The organism is Bifidobacterium pseudolongum subsp. pseudolongum DSM 20099, from assembly GCF_000771225.1.
GTDB lineage: Bacteria > Actinomycetota > Actinomycetes > Actinomycetales > Bifidobacteriaceae > Bifidobacterium > Bifidobacterium pseudolongum.
The window spans coordinates 14,288-32,821 of the sequence record NZ_JDTZ01000005.1; the positions used below are offsets into that span (position 1 = coordinate 14,288).

11 protein-coding genes are annotated in these 18,534 nt (G+C 62.2%); 3 read left to right on the forward strand and 8 right to left on the reverse strand.

All coding sequences use genetic code 11. The features are described from left to right. The first annotated feature begins 30 nt into the window (after positions 1–30). Positions 31–2,373 (forward strand): transglycosylase domain-containing protein, encoded by a 2,343-nt coding sequence (locus tag OU02_RS04720; protein WP_080720572.1) that lies wholly within the window; start codon positions 31–33, stop codon positions 2,371–2,373. Between the two features lie 43 nt (positions 2,374–2,416). Here OU02_RS04720 and OU02_RS04725 read toward each other — a convergent pair whose 3' ends face one another. The 7 genes from OU02_RS04725 to OU02_RS04755 all read right to left on the reverse strand — a co-directional run bounded on the left by OU02_RS04725 (position 2,417) and on the right by OU02_RS04755 (position 12,997). After that, a complete protein-coding gene (locus OU02_RS04725; protein ID WP_051918357.1) occupies positions 2,417–4,855 on the reverse strand; it encodes a beta-L-arabinofuranosidase domain-containing protein in 2,439 nt (812 codons plus the stop codon). 127 nt (positions 4,856–4,982) lie between these two features. Beyond that, positions 4,983–5,885, reverse strand: coding sequence for a carbohydrate ABC transporter permease (locus OU02_RS04730; RefSeq protein WP_033489092.1), 903 nt, complete (start codon positions 5,883–5,885; stop codon positions 4,983–4,985). Further along, positions 5,882–6,823 (reverse strand): carbohydrate ABC transporter permease, encoded by a 942-nt coding sequence (locus OU02_RS04735; protein ID WP_033489093.1) that lies wholly within the window; start codon positions 6,821–6,823, stop codon positions 5,882–5,884. The genes OU02_RS04730 and OU02_RS04735 overlap by 4 nt, the downstream gene beginning before the upstream one ends. 100 nt (positions 6,824–6,923) lie before the next feature. After that, positions 6,924–8,231, reverse strand: coding sequence for an ABC transporter substrate-binding protein (locus OU02_RS04740; RefSeq protein WP_033489094.1), 1,308 nt, complete (start codon positions 8,229–8,231; stop codon positions 6,924–6,926). Between the two features lie 302 nt (positions 8,232–8,533). Continuing rightward, positions 8,534–9,565, reverse strand: coding sequence for a glycoside hydrolase family 43 protein (locus tag OU02_RS04745; RefSeq protein ID WP_033489095.1), 1,032 nt, complete (start codon positions 9,563–9,565; stop codon positions 8,534–8,536). A gap of 137 nt (positions 9,566–9,702) precedes the next feature. Then, a complete protein-coding gene (locus OU02_RS04750) occupies positions 9,703–10,794 on the reverse strand; it encodes a LacI family DNA-binding transcriptional regulator (RefSeq protein WP_033489096.1) in 1,092 nt (363 codons plus the stop codon). A 94-nt stretch (positions 10,795–10,888) separates the two neighbouring features. After that, positions 10,889–12,997, reverse strand: coding sequence for a family 43 glycosylhydrolase (locus OU02_RS04755; protein WP_033489097.1), 2,109 nt, complete (start codon positions 12,995–12,997; stop codon positions 10,889–10,891). A gap of 118 nt (positions 12,998–13,115) precedes the next feature. On the opposite strand from OU02_RS04755, the gene OU02_RS04760 reads away from it, so the two are divergent. Beyond that, positions 13,116–14,675, forward strand: coding sequence for a glycoside hydrolase family 43 protein (locus OU02_RS04760; protein WP_033489098.1), 1,560 nt, complete (start codon positions 13,116–13,118; stop codon positions 14,673–14,675). A 62-nt stretch (positions 14,676–14,737) separates the two neighbouring features. Continuing rightward, positions 14,738–16,375, forward strand: coding sequence for a family 43 glycosylhydrolase (locus OU02_RS04765; protein WP_051918356.1), 1,638 nt, complete (start codon positions 14,738–14,740; stop codon positions 16,373–16,375). 81 nt (positions 16,376–16,456) lie between these two features. Here OU02_RS04765 and leuA read toward each other — a convergent pair whose 3' ends face one another. Further along, entirely contained in the window at positions 16,457–18,370 is a 1,914-nt protein-coding gene (gene leuA, locus OU02_RS04770) for a 2-isopropylmalate synthase (RefSeq protein WP_033489099.1), read from the reverse strand. Between the last annotated feature and the right edge of the window lie 164 nt (positions 18,371–18,534).

Consider the following 18,534-nt stretch of genomic DNA (forward strand, 5'->3'; position numbering starts at 1 on the left):
TTTTCAGGTGGAACGATTACCGTGGTGCTCATGGCTTCACAAACTCGCACCGCAAGCTCACGCCAGAATGGCGCCAAGCCGCGCACCGCCGCCTCAGGTTCCACCAGGCAGGCCGGTTCCTCCACGCGCCGCAGCGCCACGCGTTCGAGCGGCAAACGGCCCAGTGGCAGCCGCAACCAGTCCAAAGGCCACAAGCAGCCGAGGAACCACAAGAAAGGGTTGTGGTGGAAGATCCTGCTCGGCGTGATCGGCGGCCTGCTGCTCGCCGGCATCGGCCTGTTCATCTACCTGTATGCCACAACCGACATCCCCCAGCCTGAAAAAGTGGCGATCGCCGAAAAGACGAACATCTACTACAGCGACGGCACCACGCCGATCGGCTCGATCTCGTCGCAGAACCGCGAGATCATCGACTGTTCCGTGCTGCCCGAGTATGTGGGCAATGCGATCGTATCGTCCGAGGACCGTTCGTTCCACACGAACAAGGGCATCGACATCATGGGCATGGCCCGCGCGCTCTACAACAACCTGACCACCGGGTCACGCCAAGGCGGCTCGACGATCACGCAGCAATACGCGGAGCGGTATTACCTCGGCGAGACCACGTCGTACGCGGGCAAGATCCGCGAGGCGATCCTCGCGATGAAGATCGCGAATTCGCAAGACAAAGACGAAGTGCTGTGCAATTACATGAACACGATCTACCTGGGGCGTGGCGCGTACGGCATCCAGGCCGCCGCGCAGGCGTACTTCGGCAAGGACGCCAAGGACCTCACCGTGTCCGAGGCGGCCATGATCGCCGGCATCATCCCCGCGCCAAGCTCGTGGGATCCGCAGGAGAACCCCGAGCAGGCGAAGAAACGCTTCGACCGCGTGATCCGCATCATGAAGGAGGACGGCTACATCACCGACGCCGAGGCGGCCGAAGCCCAGTTCCCGCAAGTCAAGGACTACACGCTGAGCAACGATTTCGCTGGCCCGAACGGATACCTGCTCTCCACTGTGGAATCGGAACTGGTCAACGCCAAGGCGTTCACCAAGGACGAGCTCGAAACGGGCGGCTACAAGGTGGTGACCACGATTGACAAGGCGTTGCAGGACCGCATCCAGGAGGTGGGCGACGAACGCCCCGAGGGCATGCCGGAAACACTGCAGGTGGGCGGCATAGCCGTCGACCAGAAGACCGGTTCGGTCAAGGCGATGTACGCCGGCTCCGACTACCTCAAGCAGCAGCTCAACAATACCACGCAGTCCACGTTCCAGCCCGGTTCCACCATGAAGCCCTTCGGCCTCATCGGCGCCGCGCAGAGCGATGTGAGCTTCGCGACGCTGTTCAACGGCAACTCGCCCGAGGAGTTCGAAACCACGCCCGGCACCTTCGCCGAAGTACCGAACGCGCTCGGCATCAGCTGGGGCAACATCAACCTCAACCAAGCCACCGCGAACTCGGTGAACACGGTGTTCATGAACGTCAACGAACACCTGACGCCGGAACGCTACGCGCAGATCGCGCATGACGCCGGCATCAGCGGAGACATCCAGACCGACACGCTCTACAACATCCTGGGCATCAACTCGCTCACCGTGTGGGATCTGGCACAGGGCCACTCGACGATCGCCAACAACGGCACGAAGAACACACTGCACGTCGTGGACCGCGTGCTCAAGGGCGACAAAGACATGTACCAGCCGAATCTCAACACCACCAAGGTGTTCGACGAGAACGACTGCGCCCTCGTGCAGCACGCGATGCTCGGCACCACGCAGTATGGCACGGCCGCAGGCGTGGCGAGCGCGCTCGGTCGCCCAGTGGCCGGCAAATCGGGCACGGCGAACGACGAGACCGCGGCTTCGTTCGTGGGCTATACACCGCAGCTGATGAACGTGTGGGCCATCTGGAACCCGGGCCCGAACGGCGAGAACCAGGTGGTGCCGCAGTTCGCCGGCTATGGCGTCTCGTCCACCGGTTATCCGTCGCATCTGTTCTCCGAATTCATGTCGACGGCGGTCGCCGACATGCCGGTCGAACAGTTCCCCGACGCCATTGACAACGGCGTGATCGGCGGACCGGACGGCGATTGGGGTCTGGGCGGCAGCAAGCGCGGGTCCGGCAACAGCTACAACAACCTGCAGCAGATGCAGCCCACGCCGAGCGAGAGCAGCTCGTCGCCGTCGAATTCACCGTCGCCTTCGACGGAGCAGCAGCAGACGCCCGAACAGACGACACCCACCGAGCCGAGCGGCGGCAATACGCCCGAGCCGGAGCCAAAGCCGAGCCAAAGCACGCCGGGGCCCCAGCCGAGCGAATCTCCGGCCGAGACGCCGGGCGGCGGCGGTGAATCCGGCGGCAACACGCAGGAGAACAAGCCGTAGCAGCAGTCAGGGCCAGTCAGCTCGTCCAGCCCTGACTGCTCCATCATGATGAGGTGACGACACGCAGCGCCGTCACACGTGGCCCGCAGGTTGTGGCCGTGGCGCTCAACGAGAAGCGCGCACAGGCTCCCGCATCTCCCGCCTCATGCAGGCGCCCGGGCGGATCGCACTGCGGCACGGCGTACACATCGATGATGCGGGATGAATCCTTCATGGTGCATCTCTGGGTTCGCTCAAGCGGCATGTCGTTCATGAACACCGCATAGTCGCAATCGCAATCGGCCTTCATGATCTCGACGTGCAGCGTGCATCGATCCCGAGTGAGCGCCATTATATAGGAGAACACCCCGCACAATTGCGCGCAGCGCCAGTGCACATCGCGCTGCCTGCCAAGGCGGTCCGCACGGCCACGGTACTGGTGCCCCACCTCGGATTGCTGCCTGCCACATTCCACTTCGTCAACAATGCCGGCAGCATGCTCAAGGCGCTCCTCATCCAACCGCATCAGTCCGGCCCGCACCCGCGCCGCATCGGATTCATCCCGTGCAATCGGCAGATACACGCTATACCGGGTACGGTCCATCGCAGCAAACGGCTCCAGTGTGAGTTCGGCGAGAGCCCCATCCGGCATCAGCGCCTCAACGCGCAACGAGCCTTCGATCAACCGGGGAGGACGGTTGCCACACAGGACCGGCAGATCCGCAAGAGGCAGTTTCTCGCCTTGGGCGATATGCCCCATCCGGCTGGAGTCAGCGTTTTCACCGTCTCGGCCGCCATGACCATCACGTAACGCCATGACCGTGTTCCCGACAATGATGCTTGCCCAATCGGAACCATCAGGCAAACGCTCAACCGCTATGTTCTCGGTGAGGCGCACCGTGAACTCCATGCCGCCCGTCCAAGTCGCCCGCAACGGACGGAACCCTTCGGGCACATCGTCATCTGCATCCACGGCAATCGTGCCTCCCTGCACATCCTCGACGCTCCAGCCGAAAGCCCATTGTGGTTCCCGTACGCCAAGGCGTAGTTCATGGCGGAAGCCCCGCGTCTCACGCAAGGCGATGGTGACGAGCAAGGAGCCATCGGCGGCATGGTGAACGCGTTGTTTGATGTGCAATCCACGTTCACGCCACTGCAACGAAGAGCCGATGAACAGATTGATGAGCAGACGGCGCGAATCGAGCGGGCCGCCACCCTGCTTGGCGTAGATAAGACGCCCATAACGCGCATGGTTCTCGAGCCCCGACCCAACGCAGCACCAGAAGCATTCCCGCACCGAGGAATAGACACGGTAATGCCGGGGCCTCATCGGCGTGAAATACACGAAACCCGGCTCATCGACGCTCACCGTGGACAAGATGTGATTGCACATGATCCGCTCGTAGAAATCAAGGTATTCGCGGCGTGGATCCTGCAGCCACATCCGTGCGGTGAGTTTGGCCATATTGTATGAATTGCAGGTCTCCGGCCCCTGCTCCGAAGTGACCATGGGACCGAAATCGGCGCTGTCATGGAAATGCTCTGCCACCGAATGCGCGCCGATGCTCACGGATCGACCAAGCGCCACCGACCTCCAGAAGGTCTCCACCGCATCCGCATACCGCCTCTCATGGGTGAGCGCGCCGATTCGCTGCCAACCGAGCACCTTGGGTATCTGCGTATTGGCGTGTTGACCAGTGAGGGCATCGACGCCATGGGACAGTGGGTCGAACACACTCGAATCCGTGAGGCGGTGCGCCATATCGAGATAGCGCTCGTTGCCGGTACGGGCGTACAGTTCAGCGAACGATTCGCACAGCCCCCCGAATTCGCTCACCAGTATGCGCGCGAACAACGCATCGTCGATTGTGGCCGTCAAACGGCACCACCAGTTCGCCAGATCAACCACGCATGCCCTGGCCATGGAGGCGGTCGGCGGATCGATTGACGAGAGCCCCGACCATGCGTCGAGCAGGCCGGCGAAGGTCTTATGCACATTGTAGAGGGGCACCCATGCCCCGTTGAGCGAGAATGCCTGTGACTGCACCTCACCCCGCCCGATGCGTTGGAACACCTCCACGGCACCCGGAACACCCCCGATGAATCCTCTCATGAGCCCCTGCATGTGTTCTTGGCATTCGCGCATCCCCCTGACAAGCGAAGCGGCGCGGCGTGCGAATTCAGGCAGGTCGGTGGTTTGCGCGAAGGCGACATACGCGCTGAGCGCATGCCCCGCCATATGGCCGTCGAGTCCGGTCGATTCCCAGTTCGGATACGGCTCCGTCGGGGCGCCTGTATGGTCAGCCATAGGCAGACCGGCCTCGCGGCGCATCGGGGCGAGCAGACGATCGATATCCAACGACAGCAGATATGATCCCGCGGCGGACTGGGCGGCTTCATACCGCCCGGAATGGATGCGCACGGCCGAAGGATCGAATGCGTCCAAAGCAGGTGCGGGCGCGGCGACGGGCTCAAGGCCCTCCGCGGACGATGCGACACTCATGGCAGCGGCCTTTCTGATCAACATGGTCGGGTTAATACCCGTCGGGCCGCCGACCACGACTGCGCGGTTGGCGGCCCGACGGGCGGAGAGGAAAGGAGAAGGTAAGAATATGGATACGCGGATGCGCTCACTTCATGCCGGTCATGGCAATGCCCTCAACGAACCGCTTCTGCACGAAGAAGAACACGATGATCAACGGCAATGCTGAGATCAATGCACCGGCCATCACGACGCCATACGGGGTCACGGATGACCCGTGCCCTGTGAGCATGGCCAATCCTGCGGTGATGGTGCGCGTCTCCGGCTTGGACGTCATGATGAGCGGCCACAGCAGGTCATTCCAATTGCCCATGAAATTGAACATGCCGACGGTGAGGATGGCGGGCACTGAATTCGGCAGGATGATCTGCAGGAAGATGCGGAACTCACCTGCGCCGTCGATGCGGGCTGCGTTGTCGAGGTCCTTCGGGATCGAGATGAAGAACTGCCTCAGCAGGAAAATGCCACCCACATCCGCCAGTCTCGGAATGATGATGCCGAGGTAGCTGTTGACGAGCCCCATGTTGGCGAGCAGCTTGTAGATTGGAATCAGCAAGGCCATTGCGGGGATCATCATCGTCGCGATGAGCACGCCCAGGAGGATGCCGCGCCCTTTGAAGTCGACGCGCGACAACCCGTAGGCGGCGAGCGCATCAAAGAATACCGAGAAAATGGTCACACAGCCGGCGAAGACAATGGTGTTGAGCATCTCCCGGCCGACTGGCAAGCGTTGGAACAGCGACTGGTAGTTCTCGAGGGTGAACGCGGATGGGATGAACTTCGGAGGCCATGTCTGCGTCACCGCGTTCGGCGTGAACGAGACCAGCAGGATGACGAGCAGGGGGAAGACCATGAGGATCGTCACGAGGATCAGGGCCAGGTAACTGAAGCCAAGTCCCCAACGGCGACGGGCTGTCGCCCTGCGGCGCAGTCGCTCATTCTCGTCGTATTCTTCGGATGCGCGGTGCGCGACGAGGGTTGCGGTGGTCATGCGAGTTCCTCCTTCTCGTGCTTGGCGTTGGTGTACAGCTGGATGAGGCCGACGATCAGCGTCATGATGAGCAGCACATATGACAGCGCCGAGGCATAGCCGAGCTTTCCGTTGCCGAAGGCCTCGGTGTAGATGCGGTAGACGATGGTCTCGGTGGCACGGTCGGGTCCGCCGGAGGTGAGGATGAACACCTGGTCGAAGACCTGGAACGCGCCGATCAGACCGAAGATGACGATGTAGTTGAAGGTCGGCCGCAAAGCCGGGATGGTGATATGCCAGAACTTCTGCCATGAGTTCGCGCCGTCGAGGCTCGCCGCCTCATACAGTTCGGCGGAGATGCCTTGCAGGCCGGCGAGGAAGATGACCATGAAGTAGCCGAAATTCTTCCAGACCGTGATGAAGACGATCGTCGCCATGGCCGTAGAGCGCGTGCCCAGCAGATTGAGGTGTTCGATGCCGAACAGTTGCGACGCCCAATACGGCACGAGGCCGAGCGATGGGGAGAGAATGAAGTTCCAGGCGATCGCCGCGACCGTCAGCGAGATGACGAACGGCAGGAACATGCATGTGCGGAAGAATCCGACGAACTTCAGGTCCTTGCGGTTGAGCAGCAGCGCGAACGCGAGCGCGACGATGACGACGAGCGGCGCGTACAGCACCGCGTAGAACAGCGTGTTCCTCACATCGGTCCAGAAATCGGCGCTATGGAACAGCTTGACGTAGTTTTCGAATCCAATGAACTTTCCCGCGCGGTTGATGCGATTGTTCGTCAGCGAGACGATGAAGGTCTCGATGGCGGGATAGAACACGAAGACCGCGAGCACGATGAGTGCGGGTGCAGTGAACAGCAAACCGGTGCGTAGATTGCGCCGTGCAATGGACTTCCGGTTCTCTTCGGCGATTCTCGCACTGCCGGTAACCGTTGATGCCTGGGTCATGGCTTTTCCTTTCCTCCGATCAGAATTGGGTGCTGCCCGGGCGGGACCATGTACGGGCACGGTCCCGTCCGGAGCATGTGGACTGTTCGCCTTGGGAGGCTCAGTCCTCGGCGTATTCCTCGAGGTAGCCGGAGATCTTCTGTTCGGCTTCGTCAAGCAGGCCTTGGATGTCGTCATCCGTGCGGGCTGCATTGCTGGTGAGCGTGTCGACGGTGGCGAGCACATCGCCGAAGCCTCCCTTGAGTCCTGCGATGGGGATGAAGGAGTTGTCGGTGTACTGGGAGATCTTCGCGATGAGCGGTCGCTCGGACAGATCCTCTTCGGTCACGGTCGTGTTGTTCGGCGGGTAGGCGGAGCCGAGCGACCAGATGATCTGGTTGTCGTGGTTGTTGTACCACTTGTAGAACTCATAGATGCCCTTCTTGACGTCGTCGTCCTTCACCTGCGAGGTGACCCACCAATACAGGCCGGTCGAACCGGTGTTGGAGCCCTTCGAACCGTTCGGGAAGACGTAGGTGCCATTGCCGTTTGGGACTTGGAAGACATCATGCGGAATGCCCTTGTCCGTGGCCGCCTGGTCCTCCCAAGGGCCGACGATGACCATGGCCGACTGGCCGGATTCGAAGGATTCACGTGCCGCGGTCTCGTCCATGCCCGACAGCGAATAGCCGCCCTTGTAGAATTCGCGTATCTGCTGGAGGAATGCCTTGTTCTCGGGGGTATTCACGGAGACTTTGCCTTCCATGGTGTACAGGCCTGAGCCGTTGCCCTTGAGGAACGGTGCCATCGTCACGTCCGGCAGGGCGATCCCATACTGCTGCTTGCCCTTGGTGAGTTTTTTGGCGACTTCGAGCAGCTGGTCCCACGTTTTCGGATAATCGGCCTCCGTGAGGCCCGCGGCCTTCCACATGTCGGTGTTGTACCATACGGCGGTGGGTGCATAGCCCATCGGCACGGCGCATTTCTCCTGGGATCCGTCGATGTCGAAGGTGATCTGGTCCACGACGTTGGGGATGTAGTTCTTGGTCTCATAGGCGGGGTCGTCGTAGAAGTCGGAGACGCACTGGAAGGTGCCGTCGATAGACCATCCCTGGCCGTTGTCCGCTCCTGTCGTCACGAAATCGGGGCCATCACCGGAAGTGACCTTGGTGACCATGGTCTCGCCGATTGTGGTCCACGGCTGCAGCTGGGCATCGATCTGGTATTTGTCCTGCGATTTGTTGAAGGAATCCACAATGCCTTCGAGTGTCTTGCCATCGGCTTCGGAAAAACCATGCCACATCGTGATCTGCACTTTGCCGTCAGCGGTCTTCTTGACGTCGCCGCCTGCTGAGCCGCATCCGGAGAGCCCAAGTGTGGAGGCCGTGACTATGGCAAGCGCCGCGGCGATGGTCTTGTTCATCTTCATTGATTGCTCCGTTTCTTTCCCAATTCGACAAGGAACCGGGAACGTTGACGCAGCGACGGCGGAACGCCCTCGCTAGCTCCATTGCTTTTTGCAACGTTGTACTTGAAGTATAGCGCCGTTTTCAACGTTGTACAAAACAATACTCCCAAATCGGCCATCATCCCCGAGATTACGCCACTTTCCCGCGTGTCGCAGACATTATGCGACAATCGGGGCGCCGGAACGAACGAAACGGCGTCCGGAAGCCGAAGCCCCGGACGCCGCCGCAAGGAAAGGAAGACAGGAGGATCAGGACACCGCGCTCAAGCCATCTTCCTCGAGGAGACAGGAGCTGTGCCCGCGAGTGCACCGCCATCGGGGGGAAGCACATCCACCGATTTCGGCGTCCACAGCGTATCCGGCTCGGGCACGCCGAAATCGGGGCCATCCGCGGTCCAACGCACGATTTGCGCGCGCGCATGGCGATTGGGGTCGAAGAGGGGGTCGCCGTCGATATCCGTGTAGTTGCGCGCATGGTAGACCATGATGTCCTGCGCGCCGTCCTTTGTCTTGGTGAAGGAATTATGGCCCGGCCCATACTGGCCGTTGGCCTCGCATGTGCGGAACACCGGCTGCGCGCTCTTTGTCCAGGAAGCGGGGTCCAGCAGGTCCACGTCCGTATCTGCGGCAAGCATGCCCATCGCATAGGCGGGGCCGGTGCCGGAGGCGGAATAGGTGATGTAGATGCGCCCATCATGCTCAAGCACGGCGGGGCCTTCGTTGACGAGGAAGTCAATGCATTCCCAATCGTATTCCGGCTTGGAGAGCATGACCGGCTCACCGCCAAGCGTCCACGGATCGGACATCGGAGCGATGTAGAGGTTCGAGTTGCCTTCGATCGCCGGGTCCTTCTGCGCCCAGACAAGGTATTGCGTGCCGCGGTGGACGAATGTCGTGGCATCAAGCGCAAACGAATCGATTGGTGTGACGATCTGCCCTTTTTCGACCCAATGGTCGCTCATCGGGTCTTCGTCGACGTTTTCAAGCACGAACATGCGGTGCGTGGGCAGTCCGGAATCCTCGAAATCGGTTTCGGCGGCGGCGAAGTAGATATACCACGCGTCCCCGATGCGGTGCAATTCCGGGGCCCAGATGTATTTGCTGGCGGGGCCGGACTCATGCCTACGCCAGACCGTCTTCTCGGGCGCGGACTGCAGGCCGTCAAGATCGGCAGCATACCGCAGTGCGATGCCGTCATACCGTGGGTCCGAGCCGGTGAAGTAATACCCATCGCCATGTTTGATGACCCACGGGTCGGCACGCTGCAGCACGATTGGATTCAGGTAGGTGCGCATATGACCACTCTTTCTCACAAACGCCAATGTTTACATCGTTGAATATAGCAGGTTATACAACGTTGTACAATTGTTCGGCATGTCGCCGTCCATACGGGATGGGCATTGGCCCGGCGGGAGCGTCTACGCCATAGCCGTCAGAAAATGGGAGGGCGGGTGGATTCACGCACGACGAGCGAGGACGGCACCTTATGGAACACCTTGCCAGTGGCCGGATCCGTCTCCTCGGCGAGCCCCTCGAGGGCATGGGAGGCCGGATCGAGGCCATCGATGCGGTCCTTGAGCACGCGCACGGCAAGGCGGGCCACCTCGGGCAATCCGGGCGAGATCGATGTGAGCGCGGGCGAGAGGTACTTGGAATCATCGGAATTGTCGAAACCGACAACGGCCACATCATCCGGGATCCCGTACCCGCGCATCTGGATGGCATGCATGACGCCGGAGGCGAGCATGTCGTTGAGCGCGACGACGCCATCGGGCACAATGCCCGAATCGAACAACATGTTCATCGCGGTCTCGCCATCCACGCGGTGCCACATGCGCGACGGAACCACAAGGCGTTCGTCATACTCGATCCCAGCTTCGTGCAGCGCCTCGCAATAGCCTTGGAATCGCAGCGCGGCCGAACCCACCCGCTCCCCGGGGTGCGCGCCAACGACGGCGATGCGCCGGCACCCGGTCTCCAGCAGATACGACGTGGCCCGTTTGGCGCCCTCGACGTTCTCGGTGGCGATGTGGTCCGCGCGGGAAGTGAAGATGCGCTCGCCGAGCAGCACAAGCGGGTAGTCCACCTGCAGCTCGTCGACATCCTCCTGCCCCAGTTCGAGCGGGCTGAAGATGAGCCCATCGACCATCGTGGACTGCGCGCCATGCAACACGTTGAGCTCCTCGTCACGCGAATACAGCGTCGGCTCGATGAGCACGCGCAACCCCTGCTGCTTGGCTTCGGCGATGACAAGCGAGGACAGCTGGGCGAAATACGGCATCTGCAGATCGGGAACCGCCAATGCGATGATATTCGTGTGCCCCGTGCGCAGCGTGCGCGCGGAGACATTCACCGAATACCCAAGGCGGTCGATCGCCTCACGCACTTTGGCGCGCGTGGCCTCCGTGACGAACTCGTAGTCGTTGACGACGTTCGAGACCGTCTTGATCGACACCCCCGCCGCATTGGCTACATCGCGCATGGTCACCGTATGCTCGCGTTTCGAATGCGTCCGTCCGGCCATCGCTGCGCCTCCGTTCCATATCCTCGTCACGGCGACCAGGGCCGCGATCCATCTGCCTTCGACGATACTACCTCCGACGGCGCAAGACCTGCCGTCAGTCCACGACTATGGTCATCGTGACCTCACGGTATGCGGGATCGAGTTCCTCGTCGGCCTGCATGTCGAGCACCGGCATGCCATCGGCCGCCCAGTGCACACGACGCACCTGCGCATCACGGCCGCCATATGCGCCATCCTCATATTCGGCGGCATGGAAGACATAGATGAGGTTACCGTCCTCGTCATGGGACCACATGCCGTGGCCGGTGCCGAGCTGCCATGCGCCGTTGTACACACCCGACTTCTGCAATGGGTAGTCAAGCTTCGTCCACACCGCCGGATCGAGCAGATCCGCGCCCACACCGGCCGGTGCGGTCGCCAAGCCCGTCGCATAGTCGATGCCGACGCTCGAACCGGAGTAGATGAGGTAGATCACGCCGTCATGCACGATTGCATTGGGCCCCTCGGCGATGAGGTTGTCCCAGGCAAACTCGGGCACAATGAGCTGCGCCGGCTGGCCGGTGAGACGCGCGGGGCGCCGCGGATCGAACGGGGCTATCCACACCGAGCCCACCTGTTGCCACAAGTAGTACCAGCGCCCGGAATCCTCAAGCACGGTCATGTCGAGCGAAATGAGCTGCACCGGGTTGAGGATGCCCCCGTCAGGCCCGAGGATCGGCTCCGGTACAGTCCAATTGCCCTTGACACGGGGATCGAGGTCGCGGCCATCGGGCCCTTTGCGCAACTGCATGATATGGCACCGCCCTGTCCACATGTCGGCGAGGCCCAGCCTGTCCCCCTCCACGCCATCGAAGCACGGCATGAACAGAATGGACAGGCGGCCATCGATCACATGCAGCTCAGGAGCCCAGAAGCAGCCGGTCATTGCGCGCCCTTCGGAGTTGAGGTCGCCGCGCGCCAGCAGGTCGATCTCGCGCGCCCGTCCACCTGCGGCATCGGCGAGCTCCGCGATCGAGCCGGCCACGCGCAGCGGCATATGCGTGGCGCCACCGCGGGGGTCGATGCAGTTGCCGTCGGCATCTTCGGTCGCGATGAACATGAACATCGGCTCGCCGTTGAAGCTCCACGCGAACACTGACGGATCGGCTCGTTCCACCGCGAAGGGGACCGGGTATCTCGGCGCGCGCACGGAGCCATGCACCTCGACGCGCGCGCCCGGGCCAAGGGCACCGTCATCCAATGCGCGGCGCATATCGCCAAGCGCGGCCGCGTCCCAATCGACGCGGCGGGTGGCGGTCGAACCATCGCTGTACCGCAGCGTGACCGGGGTCCGCTCCAGATCCACAGCCCCTCCACCGACAGACGCGGGAACGGACACGGTGATGGGGTCGACGCCGACATTGGCGATGCGCCCGAAACGACCCATCAGCCGTGCCGCCTCTTCGGCGTCGACGCTCACGACATTGCCGCCGCACGCCTGTGGGATGCCCGTGGCGGCGGCATCAACAAAGGTCGGTGCCGGCCCCGGGCCGGCGCCTTCACCGGCCGGCCCGAGAACGGCATGGGTGCGCGCGACGGCCTCGATGTCATCGCAGAACGCATGGCGCGGCAAGCCCGCATCGTCATGCCACCGCACAACATACCGCGCAGCAGTAGGGTCGAACACGACGGACGGATTGCGCACACCGCTGTCGACGGCCAGGTGCAGCAGACCGAAGCGCTCAAAGGACAGCAGGTCATCGCTTGTTGCGAACAGCATCGCGTTGCGTTCTGAACCATCGGGCGCGCCCCCGCGCGCCGTGCGCGTGGCGACGACGCCGAAACGGCCGTCAGCCAGCCGGAACAGGTATGGGTCGCGCAAGGACGCCAACACGATATCGACGTCGGGCATCACAGCGGCATACGGAAGGGCGCCCGAGGGGCTGCGCGAAGGCAAATCGCCTTCATAACCCGCCGCACGCATCTGCGAAACGGCGCCTTGGGCCGCCGTGCATGCACGCGCAGCGCCGGCGTCCACCGCCTCGCGAGACGGTGTTCCGGACGCGAAGAAAATGCCGTAGTTCCCGTTCAGCGGCTCCCAATCCCCGCTGACCGGCGAGCGCAACGCCAGGTGCATGCTCAGCGCGACATCGGCGTTGTTCGCCTCTTCATTGGACGTGGGCGTGCGCATATAGCACAGCAACGGGAAACATGGACTCGCCATTGGGCCACCTTTCTGCATAAGGGTTTACATCGATGTATCATAGCAGTGTGTACATCGTTGTACAACTTGCGCGGCGCCAACAGCCGCCTGCATTGCCCACCCTACCCAAGGACCTGATATGACGTTGCCGACCCAACCAAAACGCACAATCGCCGCAATCATCGCCATCATCATGCTGCTCTGCCCGCTTGCCGCCGGCTGTACCGACACCACCAAACCGCGTCCGGAGACCACCCCGACCCAGACAATCGCACGCGGGGAATCCCATGACCCATCCATCGTGAAAGCGGACGGACGGTACTACATCTTCGGTTCGCACCTCGCATTCCTGCAAAGCGACGACCTTGTCGACTGGAAACCGCTGACCAACAACCTCACCGACGACTACGCTTCAATCTTCGCGGACATCTGGAACGACTGGTCGAGCCAGTCGACGAACCCCGACATCAAGGGGAACATGTGGGCGCCCGACGTGCTGTGGAATCCGGCGATGCGCAAATGGTGCATGTACATGTCGATCAACGGCGACAACCGCCGTTCGGCGATCGTGCTGCTCACTGCGGATGACATCGCCGGCGACTGGAGCTATGTGGGGCCCGTCGTGTACTCGGGGTTCTCGCGCGGCAACGCCTCACGCACCGACATACCACGCGTCCTGGGAGCGGACGCCGACCTCACCCGCTACCAGTCACCGAACGACACGGGCATCAATGCGATCGACCCATGCGTGACCTTCGACGAAGACGGTGGGATGTGGATGACCTACGGCTCGTGGTTCGGCGGGATCTGGATGCTGCGGCTCGACCCGGCCACAGGACTGCGCGACTACACAGCGGACTACTTCACAAAGCATGATGCCTCCGACGCCTACTACGGCGTGAAGATCGCCGGCGGACACGGCAACTCCGGAGAAGGCCCCTATCTGATCCATACGGGCGGCTGGTGGTACCTGTTCGTCTCCTATGGCCATCTCCAGCAGAAAGGCGGCTACCAGATCCGCATGTTCCGGTCGAAGAAGATCACCGGCCCGTATGTCGACGAGGCCGGCCATGCGGCCATCACGACACGCGCGGAAGGCAACAACTGGCAGGGTGACACCGGCGTGCGCCTCATGGGCTCGGTCCAGTGGAGCGGCAACGACAACGGGAACATCGAAGTCGCCCAAGGGCACAACTCCGTGCTCATCGACGACGATGGCACCGTGTTCCTCGTCTACCACACACGATTCTCGGGTAGTGGGGAGCGCCATGAAGTGCGTGTGCGGCAGATGCTCCCCACCGCCGACGGCTGGCTTGTCGCCGCGCCGTACGAATACACCGGCGTGAAAGCCGACATGAAGGGGTATGCCACGGATGCCGTCACCGGCGACTACGAACTCGTCACCCACGACCCGCATGCCGCGTTCAAGGGCCCCAAGAAAGCCACCGACCCCACGAGCACCAAATACCGCGGGGTCAACCGCCCCGTACGCATCACACTCCATGAAGATGGCACCATCACCGGCGCCCGGCAAGGCACATGGAAGGCCACCGCCGGCACCAACCTCCTGACGATGTCGATTGACGGCGTCACCTACCAAGGCGCGTTCGACCGCCTGCCTCGCGACAAGGCAGGCTCCCCCGATATGACGTTCAGCGCGATCGGAGGCAACCAATGCGTCTGGGGTCTGCACCGTTGACATGCACGCACACCACGGACCATCCGACCATCCATACCCCGGTACCGCACAAGGAGATAACCATGCCCCTGCATAACAACCATGCCTCCCTCATCAACAACACCGCTCCGCACATCCACGATCCGGCGATCGTACAGGACCACGACGGCTCATATGCCGTCTTCGGCACACACCGCATGTTCGCCCATAGCGACGATCTTGTGCATTGGAGCCCCCTGACGAACAACCTCACCCGCAATCCCGAGGCTGAGCTCGGCGCGATCTGGGAACAATGGCCCGCAAGTCCCACGAATCCCGATCTTCGCGGCAACACATGGGCGCCAGACGTCATATGGAATCCGACGATGCATCGATGGTGCATGTACCTGTCACTCAACGGTGACGACCTGCGTTCGGTCATCGTCCTGCTCGTGGCGGAGGAACTCACCGGCGACTGGACCTATGTGGGGCCCGTCGTCTACTCCGGCTTCACCAGGCAGGACATCGCCCGCACCGATGCCAATGATGTGCTGCGTGAGGCCGCCGCCACATCCTCACCCATGGATGCGGCGCGCATACTTGACATGGCGCGCTATATGTCGCGTAAAGACACGCGCATCAACGCCATAGACGCCGCGCCGGTGCTGTGCGAGGACGGCACGATGTGGCTCGCGTTCGGTTCATGGTTCGCGGGCATCTGGATGCTCCGCCTTGACCCGGCGACAGGACTGCGCGACCGCAGCATACGCTATCCGCTCATACGCGACACGACAGGCAACGCGAGTGTGAGCGACCCGTATTACGGTGTGAAGATTGCCGGCGGATACTGGAACAGCGGCGAAGGGGCTTATCTGGTGCAACGCGATGGCTGGTGGTTCCTCATGCTCTCCTACGGTTGGCTCGGACGCACCGGCGGCTACCAGGTCCGCGAGTTCCGCGCACGTTCCCCGCTCGGCCCCTTTGTCGACATGCATGGAAACCCGGCGATTGCGCTCGGTGAGACACCGCACAACGAAACCGGACGCACCGGGGTGCGTATGCTGTCAAGCGTGCATTGGCACGACGGTTCCGACGCCATAGAGGTGTCACAAGGGCATAACTCCGTACTGCAGCGCAATGACGGGAGGATGTTCCTCGTCTACCACACAAGATTCGCCGACCGTTTCCATCCTGACGACGACGAGGATTTCGATATGCGCGTGAGGGAACTGGTGATGACCGACAACGGCTGGCTCGCAGTCTCCCCGGCGCTGTACCGGGGAGAGCCGATGCAGCCGGTTGATATGGCGGACATTCCCGGTGATTACGACATCATCATCCACGATCCGACGACATGCTTCACAGGCGACACCGATGACACCGGCCGTCGGGAAGGCGTCGGGATCCCTCAGTCAATCACGTTGCAGGCGGATGGGCGAATCATTTGCGGTGAAGCCGTGGCATTCAGTGACACAAATGGACTGACGGCCCCGCGCATGACCGATGGCGCACCGACATGTGGATTGTGGCGTTTCGCCGCCCGCGCACGGCCAGGATTGCCCGAAGACGATGCGGGGCCGGTCATCGGCAGCGCCCATGCGGCTTCGGATATTGTCATGCATCTGAACGGCATGCCTTACCACATGAGGGCCGGCGCACAGCCTCACGACGCCGCTCCAGCCCGCATCCTGCTGACAGGCGTTGGATGCAACCAGGCGGTCTGGGGTGTACGCCGCGGCTAGCCCCGTCCTGGAAGTAAAAGAGGGCGTCCGTGTGGCCAGACAAGAACCACACGGGCGCCGTCGCGCATGGGACCGTGGAGGTCAGCGACCGGAACGGTTGATCGCGGAGATGATCGCCTTGAGCGAGCTCGTGATGATCGACGAATCGATGCCGACGCCCCAGACGGTGCGCTTCTCCTCGTCTTCCATGCCGACTTCGCATTCCACGTACGAGGCGGCGAGCGCGTCGGTGCCAACGGACATTGTGTGCTCGGCGTAATCGAGCACCGAGGCCTCCACACCGAAGGACTTCAGCGCGTTGAGGAACGCGGCGATCGGGCCGTTGCCGGTGCCCGTGATCTCGCGCGTCACCTCGGGCTCGTGACCGACGTTGATGCCGCGGTCGAGCACGGTGGCGTGCAGCACGGTGTCGGAGCCGTCTTCGCCGGACGACACACTGACCTTGAGCAGCTTGAGGCGGCCCCACTGTTCGAGCGAGGCGTCGCCGCTGTCGCTCAGCACGTCACCGCTCGCCACGGCGCCGCCGTCTTCGACCGGCAGGTACTCGTCCTTGAACAGACGCCAGATGTCTTCGTCCTTGACTTCCTTCTTCGTCTCGTCGGCGTGCTGCTGCACCACGCGCTCGAACTCCACCTGCAGTTTCTTCGGCAGGTCGAGGTTGTGGTTCGCCTTGAGCAGGTACGCCATGCCGCCCTTGCCCGACTGCGAGTTCACGCGGATGATTGCCTCGTACGACCGGCCGATGTCCTTCGGGTCGATCGGCAGGTACGGCACGAGCCACACGAAGTTCTCGACTTCGCTGCCGGCCATTTCCGCGGCCACCTCGCGGGCTTCGAGGCCCTTCTTGATGGCGTCCTGATGCGAGCCGGAGAACGCGGTGAACACGAAGTTGCCCGCGTACGGGTGGCGCTCCGAGATCTTGATCTGGTTGCAGTATTCCACCGTGCGGCGGATCGTGGGCATGTCGGACAGGTCGAGCTGCGGGTCGATGCCCTGCGTGAGCAGGTTGAGTCCGATTGTCACGAGGTCCACATTGCCGGTGCGCTCGCCGTTGCCGAGCAGGCAGCCTTCGATGCGGTCGGCGCCGGCGAGGATGCCTAGTTCGGCCGCGGCCACGCCCATGCCTTCGTCGTTGTGCGGGTGGAGCGAAAGCACCACGGCGTCGCGACGGTCGAGGTTGTTGGAGACGTACTCCACCTGGTCGGCGAACACGTTCGGCGTGGTCATCTCCACCGTGGCGGGCAGGTTGATGATCATCGGGTGCTCCGGCGTCGGCTTGATCACGTCGATCACCGCATTGCACACCTCGACCGCATACTCCGGCTCGGTGCCGGTGAATGATTCGGGCGAATACTCGTAATACAGGTCGATGCCCTCGGCGTCGCCCTCAAGTTCCTTGCACAGCGCCGCGGCGTCGGTCGCGAGCTTCTTGATGCCGTCGCGGTCCTTGCGGAACACCACTTCGCGCTGCAGCACCGAAACCGAGTTGTAGAAGTGCACGATTGCGCGCTTGCAGCCCTTGAGGCACTCGTAGGTCTTGCGGATCAGATGTTCGCGGGCCTGTGTGAGCACCACGATCGTCACGTCGTCGGGGATCAGTTCACGCTCGATGAGCATGCGGATGAAGTCATAATCGGTTTCCGAGGCGCTCGGGAAGCCGACTTCGATCTCTTTGAAGCCCATTTCCACGAGCATGGTCCAGAAGCGCAGCTTGCGCTCGGAATCCATCGGATTGACCAGCGCCTGGTTGCCGTCGCGAAGATCGACGGAGCACCAGCGCGGTGCGCGCTGCAGTCGCTTGCCCGGCCACGTGCGCTCCGGGTAGTCGAACGGCACCTGCTTGTCGTATGCCACGTACTTCGTGTAGGGCATATCGCTCGGCTTCTGCGGGGCACCGATAAAACGCGCCGGAGGCAGCAGCGGGTCGTTGTTCCCTCCGTTGGATGCCGCAGCCACTGCGGCGAGATCAAACACAGTCGATTGATCCTGACCCATCACTCCTCCTTTTTACTGTTATTGTAGATATAGTTGTTCCCTATATAAATAATCAATATGATAGTTCATATAGCGAGTGCGCGCGAGCACGCACAACCGCTACGTTATACAGCGTAGCGAAGAACCGGCGGCGAAACGTCCGAATACTGGCATTTCCCCGCATC